9 protein-coding genes are annotated in these 15,439 nt (G+C 74.5%); 3 read left to right on the plus strand and 6 right to left on the minus strand.

The window, feature by feature from the left end; translation table 11 throughout:
* Positions 1-14: 14 nt before the first annotated feature.
* The 6 genes from WMF17_RS03225 to WMF17_RS03250 form a co-directional block, all read right to left on the minus strand.
* Positions 15-1,982: an alpha/beta hydrolase gene (locus tag WMF17_RS03225; RefSeq protein ID WP_437648031.1), complete on the minus strand. Its 1,968-nt coding sequence runs from the start codon at positions 1,980-1,982 to the stop codon at positions 15-17.
* Positions 1,983-2,020: 38 nt separating this feature from the next.
* The gene (locus WMF17_RS03230; RefSeq protein WP_437648032.1) at positions 2,021-3,061 is read right to left on the minus strand and encodes a hypothetical protein; all 1,041 of its coding nucleotides are present in this window, start codon (positions 3,059-3,061) and stop codon (positions 2,021-2,023) included.
* Complete coding sequence (tyrS, locus tag WMF17_RS03235; RefSeq protein WP_437600510.1) at positions 3,054-4,283, minus strand: tyrosine--tRNA ligase; 1,230 nt, start codon at positions 4,281-4,283, stop codon at positions 3,054-3,056. The genes WMF17_RS03230 and tyrS overlap by 8 nt, the downstream gene beginning before the upstream one ends.
* A gap of 70 nt (positions 4,284-4,353) precedes the next feature.
* Complete coding sequence (locus WMF17_RS03240) at positions 4,354-4,695, minus strand: HU family DNA-binding protein (RefSeq protein ID WP_437648034.1); 342 nt, start codon at positions 4,693-4,695, stop codon at positions 4,354-4,356.
* A gap of 135 nt (positions 4,696-4,830) precedes the next feature.
* A complete protein-coding gene (locus tag WMF17_RS03245) occupies positions 4,831-7,257 on the minus strand; it encodes a hypothetical protein (RefSeq protein ID WP_437648036.1) in 2,427 nt (808 codons plus the stop codon).
* A 1-nt stretch (position 7,258) separates the two neighbouring features.
* Complete coding sequence (locus tag WMF17_RS03250; protein WP_437648038.1) at positions 7,259-9,583, minus strand: hypothetical protein; 2,325 nt, start codon at positions 9,581-9,583, stop codon at positions 7,259-7,261.
* A gap of 1,078 nt (positions 9,584-10,661) precedes the next feature.
* Here WMF17_RS03250 and WMF17_RS03255 point away from each other — a divergent pair.
* From WMF17_RS03255 to WMF17_RS03265, 3 genes are read left to right on the plus strand one after another with little or no spacing between them, the layout of a single operon-like run.
* Positions 10,662-12,470 carry a GAF domain-containing protein gene (locus WMF17_RS03255; RefSeq protein ID WP_437648040.1) on the plus strand — a complete coding sequence of 603 codons (1,809 nt, stop codon included), beginning with the start codon at positions 10,662-10,664 and terminating at the stop codon, positions 12,468-12,470.
* Positions 12,471-12,482: 12 nt separating this feature from the next.
* Entirely contained in the window at positions 12,483-14,165 is a 1,683-nt protein-coding gene (locus WMF17_RS03260) for a sensor histidine kinase (protein ID WP_437600515.1), read from the plus strand.
* Positions 14,162-15,082: a TIGR02757 family protein gene (locus WMF17_RS03265; RefSeq protein WP_437600516.1), complete on the plus strand. Its 921-nt coding sequence runs from the start codon at positions 14,162-14,164 to the stop codon at positions 15,080-15,082. The genes WMF17_RS03260 and WMF17_RS03265 overlap by 4 nt, the downstream gene beginning before the upstream one ends.
* Positions 15,083-15,439 lie beyond the last annotated feature (357 nt).

Raw genomic sequence — 15,439 nt, forward strand, 5'->3', positions numbered from 1 at the left:
AGGCGCGGCCAGCCCTAGAGTCCAGCGCCGCCGCCAGGCATCTCCGCGCTCACCGGGATCTCCCTCGCTTCGAGCCCCTCGAGCGACTCCTTGCCCGAGAGCGCGCCGAGGCACCTGCGCGCGTCCCGGAGGTAGACGTTGAAGAACGCGGCGACGTAGCCCATCGCGATGGCCTGCTGTTCGCGGCGCGAGAGCCCGGCAGGGCCGTCGACCGGCTCGGCGAGGCCGAGCGACGTCGTGTAGCCGAAGTGGCTCGCGCCGGGCACGGTCACGAGGTGCTTCGGCGCGCGCGCGCGGTCGTAGAGCGTCGCCGGGACGGCGGCGGCGATCGGGTCCGCGGTGCCGTGGACGAGGAGCACCGGTCGAGGCGCGAGCCCGTCGATGGGCGGGGCTCGATCGAGCTCGCCCGCCGGCGCGAGGAGCGCGAGGGCGCGGACGTGGAACGGGCAAGCGGCGTCGAGCGCCAGCGCGAGGGCGGCCTGCGCGCCGAGCCCGTGGCCGAGGAGGCCGACATGATCGAAGTCGGCCAGGAGCGGGCCCCGCGAGCCGGCCCTGAGGTGCGAGAGCGCGTCCCGGAGGACCGCGGCGCGGCGCAGCGGCGCGTCGTCCGGGGTGAGCCACGAGAGATCGGGCGCGATGACGGCGAAGCCCCAGCGCGCGAGGTGCGCCATGACACCGGCGAGCTGGCGGTAGTCCTGCTCGATGCCGGCAGGCGACCCCGAGGTGACCGCGCTCGTGGGGAGGCGGCGCTCGTGGGCGATCGCGATGACCGGGAACGGGCCTCCCGGCGAGAGCGGCGCCTCCTCGCCGTCCGCCGACGCGGGGTAGTAGAGCAGCGCGGCGCCCCGCGCGGGGCAGCGGTAGATGGCGCCCTGGAACGGCCAGGTGTCGGGGTAGCAGGCGTCCGCCGACAGCGAGAGCTCGTCGATGCGCCGGAACCCAGCCCGGTGCGGTCCTGCGCGGAGCTGCGGCGCAGCGCTGGTGGGCCGCGGCGCAGGCGCGGGCGGCGGCGCCGGCGAGGGAGCCTCCGCCGGGGAAGGGGACCCGCCGCGCGGCACCTCGCGCTGCGACCAGAGCTCGCCGTCGCGCACCAGGTGGACGATCCGCCCTTCGGCGCGCACGGCGAGCTCGATCCGCCCGAGCGGACGGCTCTCGATGACGGACACCGCCTCACACCGGCCCAGATCGGTGGCGAACACCGCCGGCCCGCGGAAGCGCGCGCCGCGGCCTCCGTCGCCGCGACACCACCGCGCGAGCCCGACGCCCGCGAGCGGCGAGAACAGCTCGAGCGTGCCCTCTCCGCCGGACGTGCCCCGGAAGAGCGCCGGCGTCCCCCGGATCCCGGAGACCACCTCCTCCGGGCCCTGCCACGCAGCCCCGGCCCCGGGAGAGCGCCGGAACATCAGCAGCCGATCCCCGATGCGCGCGACCACCTCGATGTCGCCCGGCGCCCCGGGCGCGCCGGCTCCGCGCTGGATCATCGCGACCGCATCGAACCGCCCGAGCTCCGCGCCGAAGATCGCCGGGCCGCGCCAGCCGAGCTCCGCGGTGTCGTTGTCGCGGTGGTAGTGCGCGATCCCGCCGCTCGCGTGAGGCACCACGAGCTCGAAGTTGCCCCTGCCCCCGAAGCCGCCCTGGATCAGGGCGGGGTCGCCGCCCGCGCCCTCCGCGAAGAAGCGCGGCTCGCTCCATGACGGCTCGCTCCACGACGGCTCGCGCGCGCACCAGAGCGCGGCCAGCCGATCCCCGGCGCGCACCACCGCCTCGAGGTGGCCCGGATCGCCGAAGTTGCTCTGGATGAGCGCCACCGCGCCGACCGGGCCGAGGTCTCCGGCGAACGTCGCCGCGTGGCGCCACGGCCCGGCGGCCTCCTCGCGGCGGTGGTGCTCGACGCCGAACGGCGCCCCGGCGGCGGGCAGGACGAGCTCGAGCGTGTCGAGCGAGGCGCATTGCAGGAAGAAGCCGCTGGTCGTGGTGGGCATGGCGCTGATGAGGTTTTACCGGCGAGGCGCCGCCGCGCCTACCGCAGCATCTCGTCGACCCTCTCCCCGGTCGCCGCGGCGAGCCCCCGGGCGAGCGCGCGCGGGTTCAGCTCGACCGCGATGGCCACCGCGTCCGGCGCGTGCGTGGCGAGCGGCGGCTCCACCGGCGCGTCGAGCCCGAGCAGGTGGCCGAACGAGCCGTGCGCCAGCTCGTCCCACGCCGCGAGCAGCTCCTCCGACGCCGCCGCTCCGCTCGTCGAGAAATCGCCCGCCACCGCGATCGCGAGCGCGATCCCCTCGCGCGCGCTCGGCCGCGCGGCCGCGCCCACGGCCGTCGCCGCCGCGAGCAGGCCGCGCGCGCCGCGGGCGAGCTCCCCGTCGAACGGCCCGGGCGCGAACGCGCGCGCGGGCGCCGGGCCGAAGCGGGCCGCGAGCGCGCGCAGCGGCCCGTCCGAGAGCGCCGTCGGCGCGCGCTTGAGGCGGCCGAGCGCGTACAGCGACGCGACCCGCGCCGGCCCGCGCCGCGGGCTGCCGCCCTCCTGCACACAGACCACGTCCTCGCCGAGCAGCGCCAGCGCGTGCGGCGCCGTCCCGATGTCGCCCATCACGCGCACGACGTCCCCCCGATCGAGCGCGCGCCGCTCCTTGCCCGTGAGCCGCCGCCGGAAGCGGCGCTCGATCGCCCGCGGATCGCCGCTGTGACGCGCCACGTAGAACCTGGCCTCGCCCGCCGCCCCCGCGTACGACGCGATCGCGGCCTCGCGCACCTGCCGCAGGTCGACGCCGGTCGCGCGGGCGTGCCGGGCCAGGTTCTCCTCCGGCGCCACGAGCGCGATCGACGGGATGAGCCACGGCACCGCCGCGAGCTCGCGGGGCCGGACGAGGATCAACCACCGGAGCCCCGCCTGCGGCAGGAGGCGCGCGAGGTCCGCCGTGCCGAGCGGCGTGAGCGGCGGGCTCGTCCGGGCGGGCGGCCGCGGCGCGCCGCCGCACGACGGCAGCGCGAGGCCGAGGACGCAGCCCAGGACGCCGCCGAGCGCGCCGCGACGGTGGAGCCCCCGCCCGGGCGCGTCAGCCAACGACGAGGTAGGCGAAGCGGCGGTTCTTCGAGCCGACGCGGACCAGGAATCGCTTCCCACGCTCGAGCTTGAGCTGCTCGTCCTTGACCACCTCGCCGTCGAGGTGCACCGCGCCGCCCTTCACGAGGCGCCGCGCCGCGGAGGTCGACTCGGCGAGCCCCGCCTGCGCGAGCGCGTTGCCGATGGGGATCGTGTCGCGGTCGCTCGCCACGTGGAGCTCCTCGATGACCTCGGGCAGGCCGCCGGCCGCGACGCTGCGGCGCCGCTCCAGGGCCGCGCGCGCGTCCTCGGCCGCGTGGAAGCGGGTGACGATCTCCTGCGCGAAGAGCTCCTTCACCTCGATGACGCTCTGCTCGCCGCGCCGCACCGCGTCCCGCAGGCGGGCGACCTCCTCGGGCGGGCGCGACGACAGGAGCTCCATGTACCGCCAGATGACCCCGTCATCGACGAGCATCAGCTTCTGAAGCATGTCGAACGGCGGCTCGGTGATGCCGACGTAGTTGTCGGCGCTCTTCGACATCTTGGCGCCGACGACCTTGCCGTCCTCCACGCGGGCGTTCGTGCCCTCGAGGAGCGGCATCGTCATCACCATCTGGGCGCGCTTGCCGTAGCGGGGCATCAGATCGCGCGCCACGAGCAGGTTGAAGAGCTGATCGGTGCCGCCGAGCTCGATGTCGGCCTCGAGCTCGACCGAGTCGTAGGCCTGGAGGAGCGGGTACATGAACTCGTGCACGTAGATGGGCCGCGCCTCCTCGTAGCGCTTCTTGAAGTCGTCGCGCTCGAGCATGCGGGCCACGGTGTACTTCGCGCAGAGCTCGATCATCTGCGTCGGATCGAGCTTGTTCAGCCACTCGGAGTTGTAGCGGACCTCGGTCTTGTCCCGGTCGAGGACCTTGAACGCCTGCGCCTGGTAGGTCTCGGCCGCGGCGACGACCTCCTCGCGCGAGAGCCGCGGGCGCAGCTCGTTCTTGCCGGTCGGATCGCCGACCATCGCCGTGAAGTCGCCGACCACGAAGATGACCGTGTGCCCGAAGTCCTGGAACTCCCGCATCTTCTGCATGACCACCGTGTGGCCGAGGTGGAGGTCGGGGCGGGTCGGGTCGAAGCCGGCCTTGACGCGCAGCGGCTTGCCCTCGCGGAGCCGCTCCTCGAGCTCGGCGCGGACGTGGAGGTCGACGGCACCCTTGCAGAGGATCTCGAGCTGACGTTCGGCGGGGACCATGGGGCCCCGCTTCTACCGCGCAGCGGAACGGCCCGCCAGGGGGGGCGAGCGCGCGCCGGAGCGCGCCGCCTCATTCGTCGTCGGCGTCCTCGTCGTCGTCGTCATCGTCGTCGTCGCCCGAGATGGCGTACGCGCGGCTCGCGTTGACGAGCTCCTTGAGCTCCTTGCCGACCTTGAAGAACGGGAGCCGCTTGGCGGGCACGGGCACCGGCTGGCCGGTGCGCGGGTTCCTGCCGCTGTACGGCTTGTAAGGCCTGACCGTGAAGCTACCAAACCCGCGGATCTCGATGCCTTCGTTGCGCTGGAGCGCCTGCGTCATCGCGTCGAAGACGCAGTTCACCACGAGCTCGGCTCGAGCTTTGGTGAGCTCGCCACGTCCCGCGATCGCGTCGATGAGCTCGCTTTTCGTCATGGTCCACCTCCCCCACCCGAGCGGACCGCCGCCGGCGCGCGGCTTGCCGCTTTCCCACCGCAAAGCTCCAGGGGCTGCGCCGGTCCAGGAGCCGCATGACAACAGAATCCTATGAAAAGCTCGCATGTTACGGGACTAGCGGTCAACCGAATTCCCGCCCGCGACCGAGACCGCATCGAGCGCGAAGAGGCCGCCGGTCGCGGGGCGGTCCGGGCCCCGCGGAGCGCGCTCGGCGGCGGCCTCGACGCGGATCCGTGCGGCATCGGCGACCGCCAGGGCGGGGGCGCGGGCGGCGGCGGCCTTCCCGCGCGCGTCGCCGGGCGAGAGGGAGAGCTCGATTCCGACGGCGTCCTCGGGGATCGGGTGGGGCGGGAGCTCGGCGCAGGCGAGCGGCGCGCCGGGGGCGTCCGCTGTGGCGGGCTCGACCCGCCAGACGTGGAGCAGGGCGCCGTCGACGACGAGGCGCACCTCGCCCGCGCCATCGCCCGCGACCGCCACGCGCGGGCTGATCCGGGCGCCGCGGAGCCACGGGGCGGGCAGACCGACGCGGACGACGGCCTCGCCGCTCGCCGCCGCGTGCACCGCGAGGAGACGCCCTCCGGACGCGCACGTGCCGCCGGCGTGCTCGGGCAGCGCCCAGGCGCCGCGCTGGGCGCGCGGCGGCCACAGCGACTCGCCCTCGATGAGGTGCTCGCGGGGCGGCGCTGCGTCGAAGGCGAGCGGCGCGATCGAGACCGACGCGAGGCCGCCGTCGTCCGGGATCGCGAAGCCGTAGCGGTAGGCGGGGGGGCGACCGCGGGCCTCCCAGGCCATCCGGTCGAGCGCGTCGCCGCGGTAGCGCAGCACCGCGACGTCGCCCGGGGCGGGGTCGAAGCCGAGGTTGAAGCCGTGGTCGGTGTCGACGAACACGAGGCCGCGCGCGACGCCCGCGCGCGCGACCGCGGCGGGGTCGAACATGGGCAGGCCGCCTTCGCGATCGCGGAGCGCGGCGTGGTCGAAGCCCGCGCGGAAGGCGAAGCCGGCGAGGGGGAGCGCCGCCGCGAAGAGCGCCGCCGGGAGGAGCGCGGTCGGGACGAGCGACCCCGGGACGAGCGACCCCGGGACGAGCGCGCGCAGTCGTCGCGCGAGGCCGCCGCGCGCGGCCGGCGACCCCGCGCGCTCCGCGAGCGCGGCGCAGGCCATGGCGGCGAGGACGTGCTCGACCGGCAGCACGTCGGCGAGGAAACGAGCGCCGCCGCCGGGGTAGTTGCCATCGAAATAGAAGGGGGCGTAGGCGGCGATCTGGAGGAGCGGGGCGACCGCGAGGGCGCGCGAGCGCGGCCGCCGGAGGGCGAGCGCGGCGCCGGCGATCACGAGCAGCACCAGCGGCTCGGCGTTGAGCGCGTCGACGAGGTGGAGCTTCAGGCGGCGCAGCGTCGTGCCGGCGGCGGCAAGAAAACCGTATCCTTCCGATAGGTTATGGCGGACGAAGTCGCCGTGCTCGCCGAGGCAACCGACGCCGGCGCCGAAGCCGTAGCGGAAGCAGCCGAGCGGGCCGTCGGAGACGGCGTAGTAGGCGCTCTGCGACGAGGCGAAGGCGCCCGTCGCGGCGCGCTGGTGCGCGGCGAGCAGCGCGAGGCCCGGGAGGGCGCCGATCGCGAGCGCGGCGGCGAGCCTCCCGAGCCGCGGCGACGGGCGCGGCGCGGGGTCGCCGTGGCGAGGGCCGGCCGGCGCGCTGACCGGCAGCACCACGAAGAGCAGCGCCGCGGCGAGGGCGAGCGCGCTCGGCGGGCGCGTCGCCGCGAGCCAGCCGGCCGCGAGGCCGGCGAGCGCGGCGGCGCCGACGGCCGGATCGAGCCGCCTCCTCGAGGCCCCCGCCGTGGGGATGGCGCGGGCGTGGTCGAGCGCGCGCCGCGCCGACGCGAGCGCGACCGTGAAGCAGAGGGCCGCGAGCCCGTGCGACATCGTGTCGGCCGTGTGGTAGCGGAGCGCGGCGCAGAGCGCCGAGAAGAGCGCGGCGAGGAGCGGCACGAGGGGGATCCGCGCGGCGCTCCCGGCCGGGGCCGGGGCCTCCGGCGCGAACCGCGCGGCGAGGTCGTATGTGGCGATCGTCAGCGCGGCGGCGAGCAGGGGACCGACCGCGAGCGGCGCGCCCGCGAGGAAGCCCAGCGAGAGGAGGGCGGGGTAGCCCGGCGGGAAGATCACCGCGACCTCGCCCGCGCCTTGCTGAGCCGCCGCGCCGCTGCGGACGAGGAAGCGGCCGAGCACGGAGGCCTCGGGCTCGTCGAGCGGCCACGCGAGGTACCCGGCCGCCATGGCGCGCGCCTCGAGCCAGTAGCTCGTCGCGTCGATGATGCGGGGGCCGCCCCGCAGGTAGACCGCGACGTACGCGGCCGAGATCAGCGCCGCGAGGAGCGCGAGGGCTGCGGCGACGGCGACGCCGGGGCGCGGGGACGCCCGGCCGGAGCGCGCGACGCCGGGCGAGCGGCCGCGGCGGAGGAGCCAGGCGCCGCCGAGCAGCGCGGCGACCGAGAGCGCGAGCGCGAGCCACTGCGCGGGGTCGCGGGGCAGGCCGGCGCGCACGTCACGGCCCGGCGAGCGAGCGCGACTCGGAGCGCGCGGCGCGCTCGAGGACCCAGATGTGGTGATCGATCCACTCGCCCTCGACCGGCGTGAGCGTGAGCGTGAACGTCTCGGGCAGCCCTTCGGGCAGGTCGAGCGACGCCTCGGTCCAGCCATCGCTCTCGCGGATGGCGAGCTGGCCGAGCTCCCGGCCGTCCGCGGTCGCGCGGATCGCGGCGGGGCGGGGCGCGGCGGTGCGGACCACGAGCCTGCCCGGGCCCACGCGCGGGGCGCGCAGGCGGGCCGTCTCGCTCCTGCCGCCCGGGATGACGCGCCCCGCGTCGAAGCGATCGCGCCCGGATCCGTGCGGATCCGGCAGGACGCTGAAGCCGACGAAGCCGGCTTGCGGCTGCGGGAAGGTGTAGCCGTGCGCGCGCTCGCTCACGAGGTCGGCGACGTCGAGCTCGTCGAGGACCTGCTCGCCCGCGCGCATCGACGCGGGCGGCTCGCCGTGCGCGAGCGGGCTCCAGTCGGCCTGGTAGATGACCTTCTCGATGCCGCCGCAGATGACATTCCCGAAGACGGGGATCCCGACGATCCGCTTGCCGAAGATGGCCGGGAACTCGCCCCACCAGGTCGGATAGATGGCCAGCGCGTCGGGGCGGTCCTCGGCGGGGATGCGCTCGATGAGCTCCAGCGACGCGCCGAGGCCGTGGACGCCCGCGCGCGCGAACGGGAGGTCGTGGTAGCCGCCGAGCCCGATGAGGTCGAGCCCGGGCCGGTCCGACGCGTAGAGGAGCGCGCCCGCGTCGCCGACGAGGACGCGGCGCACGTCGAGCTGGGCGAGGACCTTGCCGGCGACGAGGTGCTGATCGCGGATGTTGCGGCTGGCGCGGCCGAAGAACCAGATCTGGTCGCGCATCCTGGGCAGCTGGTGGACCCAGAAGAGCGCGGCGAGGGCGAGGGCGAGCGCGACGCGCGCGCCCCAGAGGCCGCGGGCCGGGCGGCTCGTCTCGCCCGCTCCGCCGCCCGGCGCGGTCCATGCGGCCCGCGCGACGAGCAGCGCGAGCCCCATCGCCGTGAGCACGAGCAGCCAGGCGACCGAGGGCATGGTGTAGCGCTCGTTCTGCCAGCGCACCTGGCCGTTCAAGGCCACCAGCGCGAGCCAGCCGGCCACCTGCACCCAGAGCAACGCCGCGATCCCGCGCGTCCTGCGCGAGGCGAGGGGAACGAGCGCGAGGGCGGGGACGATCCACCCCCAGGGCAGGGCGTCCGAGAAGTGGTGGTTTGCGTTGCGGCCGATGACGTAGCTGACGAGGGACACGTAGGTGTCCCATTTCTCCTGCGACGTCATGTACGGGTTGTTCAGCGCGAGCTTGGCGATGGCGCCGCTCGCCGCCCACTCGCCGGTGAACACGCGGTTGGCGACCGCCTGGGCGACGCACACGATCGCGCCGGGCACCGACGTCCGGAGCAGGGTCGCGATCGCGGCGCGCGCGCCGTGGGCCCGCCCCACGGCCACGGCCGCGTAAACGCCGAGGGCCGCGACGCAGACGACCGACTCCGGCCGGGTGGCGTAGAGGAGCGCGCCGGCGAGGCCCGCGGCCCAGCCGAGGTGGGCGAGGCGCGCCGGCGGCGCCGCGGCCCGCTCCCCAGCGCCGGCCGGCCCGCGCGGGGCGCCGGCCGCGCGGGCGACCGAGAGCGCGGCGAGGGTGGCGAGGGCCCAGACGCCGAGGTGGAAGGCGTTCTCCATCCCGCTGAACAGCGACCAGTCGAGCGCGCCGATGGAGAGCGCCACGGGCGGCAGCAGGTACTTCGCCCAGCGCCCGATCGGATCGAGGAGCCGCGCGCCGACGAGCAGGAAGCCGAGGGTCGAGACGCACGCGACGATCGCCGCCCATTGCATGAGCAGGAGGCCGCGGAAGCCGATGAAATAGCCGAACGCGAGGACGAACGGATAGCTCAGGCTTGTGTTCCCGCTCGAGAAGCCGTTGCCCTCGGACCACTCGAACGGGTACCCGCGCGCCGTCGCGCGGGCGTAGTCGAAGTGGATGAAGACGTCGTCGAGCGGCGCCGACCACATGCCGCCCGTCTGCTGGTGCATCGCGCTGTAGAACGCGACGGCGGCGTAGAGCACGCATGCGCCCGCATAGACGGCGAACAGGACCGGATCGATGCGCGGCCAGGCGGCGACCACGCGATCGAGCCGGCCGGGGGGCGTCGCCGGGCCGGCGCCCTGCGAGGCCGCAGCCTCCGTTTCGCCGGGGGAGTCGCTGCTCGGCCGGAACGGAGGCGCAGCTCCTCCGGGCGGCGCGGAGGGCACGGGGTCGGCGCTGGACGGTGACACGCGGCTCTTTTACACGACTTTCACGCGACCCGAGCCCGCGGAGCCCCGTCCGCCGGGAAGCCGGCCCCGGCCGCAGCCGTCCAGCACCCGCCCCGAGGAGCACGGCGGGGCGGGTGAAGGCGAGCGCTCCCGAGGCCACGTCGGGAGCGTCCCAGGCGCGTCCGTCCGGCGGACATGAAAGCGTTCGTTTCAAGGCTGAACGACGCAGACCGTCCTTCCAGGAAGATCTCCATGAAATATGGAGAGAATGCTCTTGGTCCGCGACGTGCTTGATGTCTGGACCAGAGCGCCCGTGACGGTCTCCCCCCCCGACCGTCGAATGGGCGCTCTGTTTTTTGTGCTGGTTCCTGCCAGCAGGTGCTGAGAGACGCGCCCGCCCGCGGTTGCGGCGCGGTCCGGGCGACCTGAGCCTTGGCTGTCCGTGCAGGATCCGTCCGTGGACCGACACCCGAGGGGGCCCATGGCTGCGCCGGTGCCCCGGTGCCGTCGTCTGGAAGCACTCCCCGCTGCCGTTCCACAAGAACGCACCTCGCGGCCGAGACGGTGTTCCGGCTCGGCGGGCCCGAGGCGTTCTGGAAGTTCCACGCGATCGCCTTCGCCAACCAGCGCGCGCTCGCGCCGGAGCGCGCTCGCGCCGGAGTCCGCACTGCCGAGCGCGCGCACGCCCCGCGAGGGTGGATCAGCGCGCGAGTGGACATGCAGAGTCGAGCATCACAGATCGTCCCCTGGGCCGGGATCGCCGTCTACCTCGTGATCGAGCGGGCTTGCATGTTCAGATGACCCCACCACGCCGCGGGCGTGACAGCGGGGATCTCCTGCCTCTACAGGAATACCCGGCGGCCGTTCAGTGCCTGAGCGGATGCGTCTGCGCGGCGCCTCGCCGCGCGCGGCGATTCCAGGACAGGCCCGATCTCCTCGCCGGTCCAGGGTTGAGAAGTTTTCGGGTCCTCCGCCAAAGGCGCCCGCGTGCGCTCCGTGTGGCCAGCGCGTTGACCCATCTCGTGAGCGTCTAGTAGAAAGATCGTCGCGCCACAGCGCGCGACCCGGTCGGCGCCAGCGCGGATGGGAACCGCAAACGATGCGTTGGTTCGTCGAGATCTCGTCGCTAGGGCAGAACGCACCGCCGACCAGGAAGGTGTGCGTCGAGGCCCCGCAGTGGCAGCCCGCGCTGCAGAAGGCCCGGGCGTTCCGCGGCGATGGCGGGCCGCTCAACAATTTCTCCGTGGACCTGCTGGAGAGCGGCTACCGAGCGATCGACCCGACGACGCGCGTGCGGTACGTCGTGCAGCGCGCGCCGGACGACGAGGCGCTGACGGACGGGCTGGACGCTCCGGCGGGCGCGCCTCCGGCCGGGGCAGCGTCTCCCACGCCCGCCGATCCGGGGGAGCGTCCGCCGAGGAAGCGTCCGACGGCGGCCACGGTCCCGTACATCTCGATGGGGACCGCGCTTCTCGTGCCGGAGCCGGCGGGCGCGGCGGCGCAGGCGAAAGGCGGAGAGGCCGCGCCTGAGCGGGAGGCCGCGCCTGAGCGGGACGCCGCGCCTGAGCGGGAGGCCGCGCCTGAGCGGGACGCCGCGCCGGAGCGGGAGGCCGCGCCTGAGCGAGAGGCCACGCCGGAGCGGGAGGCCGCGCCTGAGCGAGAGGCCACGCCGGAGCGGGAGGCCGCGCCGGAGCCGGCCCCGAGCGCGCTGCCTCCGTTCGAGCTCGTGTCGCAGCGCGAGGAGAACCCGTCCGAGCGCTCACCGCTCACGTACCGAGAGCTCGTCTATGCGGTCCCGACGGGGACTCCGCGCGATCTCGTGAACGCACTGCTGCTCGACCGGCTCGAGAAGGTACGGGAGCTCATCGACGACGCGCGCCCGGGCAAGTTCATCCAACTCGCCGTGTTCGATCACGCCTTCCGCGGCCGGCCTCAGCGCAGCCCGCTCGCGACGCTCGCCTGGAAGGACTGGCGCTCGGCGGAGCCCGAGATCCAGTTCCGCCCGCGCACCGGCGCCACCACACCGCCCCCGGCGGCCGCGCCGGCGGCCGACGCGTCGCCTTCTGCCGTCGCGCCGCCGGTCGCCACACCGGCCGCCGCGCCGGCGGCCGACGCGTCGCCTTCTGCCGTCGCGCCGCCGGTCGCCACACCGGCGGCCGCGCCGGCGGCCGACGCGTCGCCTTCTGCCGTCGCGCCGCCGGTCGCCACGCCGGCGGCCGACGCGTCGCCTCCTCCCGCCGCGCCGCCCGAGGAGCCGAGCGGGCTGCCTCGTCCCGAGGCCGCTTCGGCGTTGGCCGAGATCCCCGTCCCCGCGCCGAGCCAGCCGCCGCGGAGGCGCTCCTCCTTCCCGCCCAGGAGCGGGCGCCTCTCCGGCGACGACCTCATCGCCGAGCTGTTCGAGGCGTGCAGCGATCTGCACTTCCTCCAGGACACGCTCGCGGGCGCCGACTTCATCCTCGCGCTCACGCTCGACAACATCCCGTGCGCCCTCGGGCTCGTGTCCATGTTCGACATCAACCGGCGCGAGTTCGTCGTCGTCCGGCAGTACGGCGGCAAGAACGCGCTCCTCGCCAGGGTGTCCGAGCGGTCGCCGCTCGCGCTGGCCGCCATGCGGTCCAGGCGCGCCGTCGTGGTCCCCGACGCGTCCAGGGACGAGCGCGTCATGGACGACCGGTGGAAGGCGATCGGCGCCGAGCTCCGGAGCGTCATCTGCGCGCCGGTGGAGATCGCGGGCCGCTACCTCGGCCTCCTCGAGATCGGCAACCCGCTCGACGGCAAGCCGTTCTCCGAGAGCGACGGCAACGCGCTCACCTACATCGGCCAGCAGTTCGCCGAGTTCGTCGGGGCGCGCGGCGTGGTCCTCGACCCCGGCCTCGTGACCGCGGGGGCGAAGAAGGCCGCCCGCTAGCGGAGCTCAGCGATGGACCTCCTCCCCTCGGCCGGGCAGCGCCATCGCGTCCCGTACTTCGCCCTCGTCCCCGCCATCGTCGTCGCCGTGCTCGTCCTCGGCGGGATCGCCCTGCGCACCACGCTGCAGATCGAGAAGGCCCGCCAGCAGACCGTCTTCGACGCGACGCTCACCCTCGCCGACGAGCGCGTCGACCGGCTCGACAAGCTGATCATCGCCCAGGACAACGTCGTCGCCGCGCACGTCGACGTGGCGAACCTCTCGGTCATCGCGCGGAGGTGGCTCCCCACCGCGGCCCGCGAGACGCCGACCGTGCGCGCCATCCTGGTCCTCGACATGGACCACGAGGCCCACGACGTGCTCGCGTTCGCCTCGCGCGGCGCGTCCGGCCGGGAGGACGACGCCTTCCGCAAGCTCCTGCTCGCGCGCCTCGTGCCCCAGATGAACTTCTCCGGCGACGCGACCGAGCTGCGCCACCTCCACCACGTCATCGACCAGCAGAGCTTGCTCGTGAGCTACTGGCAGCGCGAGCACCTCGGGCGCCGGTACCTCGTGGTCGCCTGGCACGAGGTGCCGCGCCTCGTCCACGAGGTGATGCCCCGGCTCTTCCGCGACCTCGATCGAGAGAAGAGCCGGATGAACGTCATCGACGAGGAGGGTCGCATCGTGTTCGGCCCCCCCATCATCGGCGGCGAGTTCACGGTCGGGCGCCCGTTCCCCACCACGCTCTACAACTGGCGCCTCCAGATGGCGCTCACCACGGCCGAGGAGCTCGGCGAGAAGGTGGAGCGGCAGCGCCTGATCGAGATCCTGATGGTCGGCTTCTCCGCCCTGGTCGCCCTGGCCGGGCTCGCGATCGTTGTGCTCGCCTCCGTGAACGAGCGGCGGCTCGCGGCGCTGAAGAGCGACTTCGTCGCGAACGTGTCCCACGAGCTCAAGACGCCGCTCTCGCTTGTCCGCATGTTCGGCGAGCTCCTCCTCGGCGACCGCGTCCCCAACGACGAGAAGCGCCGCCAGTACCTGCAGATCATCGTGAGCGAGAGCGAGCGGCTCACCGCGCTCATCGAGAACGTCCTCGATTTCGCCAGGGTCGAGCGGGGCAAGGCCGCCTACGAGTTCGCGCGCGGGAGCGTCGCCGAGGTGGCGGCGCGCGTCGTCGACATGTACCGCTACCGCGCCGAGCGCGAGGAGATGACCGTGGAGCTGACGATCGCCGAAGGGCTGCCCGAGGCGCTCATCGACGCGCGCGCGCTCGAGCTCGCCGTCGTGAACCTGCTCGACAACGCGCTCAAGTACGCGAAGGACGGCGGCTGCGTCGCGGTCGAGGTCGAGGTCGAGGGCGGGGGCGGCGGGCGGCTCGCCGCGCTGACGCGCCAGGCGAGGCGCGTCGCCATCCGGGTGAGCGACCGGGGGCCCGGCATCGATCCGGACGAGCAGAAGCACATCTTCGAGCGCTTCGCGCGCGGGCGGCGGGCGAGCGAGCGGCAGGTGCGCGGCAGCGGGATCGGGCTCGCGCTCGTGAAGCACATCGCCGAGAGCCACGGCGGCGCCGTGCGGGTCGAGAGCCCGCTCACGGAGGACGGGCGCGGCAGCGCCTTCGTTGTGTCGCTCCCCGCGCTGGAGCACGACCGCGAGGCGCCGGAGCGGGACGAGCCGCTCGCGGCCGACGCGGCGCCGGGCGCGGGGGCGGCGTGAGGGCGCGCGGGCGTGGCGGGAGCGGCGAGACGGCCCCCCGGCGGAGCGAGACGGCCCCCCGGCGGGACGCCGCGCGGAGCGCCGCCCTGCAGGCCGCGCTCGACGAGGTGCGCGCGCGGTGCGCCGTCGAGGAGCGCCGCGCGCAGGACCCGGTCTCCTTCGTTCACCGCTACATGGATCCGGCCGATCAGGAGCTCGTGGCGCTCATCGCCGCGTCGCTCGCCTTCGGCAACGTGAAGGCGCTGCGCGCCAAGATCGGCGACGCGCTCGAGCGGCTCGGGCCGCAGATCGCCCTCATCGCGGACGATGCCCGGGCCGTCTCGGCGCGCCTGCGCGGCTTCCGGCACCGCGTTTACCGCGACCGCGATCTCGCGGAGCTCCTCGTCGGCGCGCGGCGGGTGCAGCGCGCCTCGGGCTCGCTCGGCGCCGCCTTCGCGGCCGAGCTCTCGCGCAGCGGCGACCTGCGCCAGGCCCTCGGCGCATGGGTGCGCGCGATCCGGCGCGCGGGCGGCCTCGACCGGCGCCCGGACGACCGCGGCGCGGCGCACATCCTCCCCGACCCCGAGAAGGGCAGCGCCACAAAGCGGCTCATGCTCCTGCTGCGGTGGATGATCCGTCCCGCCGACGGCGTGGACCTCGGCCTGTGGCCTGTGTCCCCGTCCGCCCTCCTGATCCCAGTCGACACCCACATCCAGAAGCTCGGCTACAACATCGGCCTCACCGACCGCAGGGGAGCCACCTGGAGGACGGCCGAGGAGATCACCGCCTCCCTACGCGCCTTCGATCCGGCCGACCCGGTCAAGTACGACTTCGCCCTCTGCCATCTCGGCATGCTCCAGCAGTGCCCGTCGCGGCGCGATCCGGTCCGCTGTCAGGGGTGCGGCGTGAAGCCCGTCTGCCGCCACTGGGACGAGTGAGCACGCCGTGTACAGTCGTTTCGTCCGGGACAACGGTCGACGTTGTGAGATAAGGCCGCGGAATCATTCGGAATTGCACCCGATTTCAGTTTTGTTTTTCAAAAATGAAATATCAGTCTGATTCGTGCGCGGTAACTATCTGAAATCTGGTATCCGGAAGGTCGGCACAGAGCCTGCACTACAGGTGGGCGAGCGCCGTCGCGGAGACCTTCCCCCCCCAGGTCCGCGAGGCGCTTTTTTCATTTTGTTCCAGCGGGCGCCAGGGCGCTTCCGCTCGTCGTGGTCACCGGCGCGGCAAGCAGAGCGCCGCAGCGGAGCCCCCCCGAGCTCCGCTGCGGCGCTCTGCTTGCCCCCGTT

The organism is Sorangium sp. So ce362 (genome assembly GCF_051519845.1).
GTDB lineage: Bacteria > Myxococcota_A > Polyangia > Polyangiales > Polyangiaceae > Sorangium.

Coding starts and splice junctions, on each gene's coding strand:
- WMF17_RS03225 (WP_437648031.1), bottom strand. CDS start 1,982: ATGCCCACCACGACCAGCGGCTTCTTCCTGCAATGCGCCTCGCTCGAC.
- tyrS (WP_437600510.1), bottom strand. CDS start 4,283: ATGGTCCCCGCCGAACGTCAGCTCGAGATCCTCTGCAAGGGTGCCGTC.
- WMF17_RS03240 (WP_437648034.1), bottom strand. CDS start 4,695: ATGACGAAAAGCGAGCTCATCGACGCGATCGCGGGACGTGGCGAGCTC.
- WMF17_RS03255 (WP_437648040.1), top strand. CDS start 10,662: ATGCGTTGGTTCGTCGAGATCTCGTCGCTAGGGCAGAACGCACCGCCG.
- WMF17_RS03260 (WP_437600515.1), top strand. CDS start 12,483: ATGGACCTCCTCCCCTCGGCCGGGCAGCGCCATCGCGTCCCGTACTTC.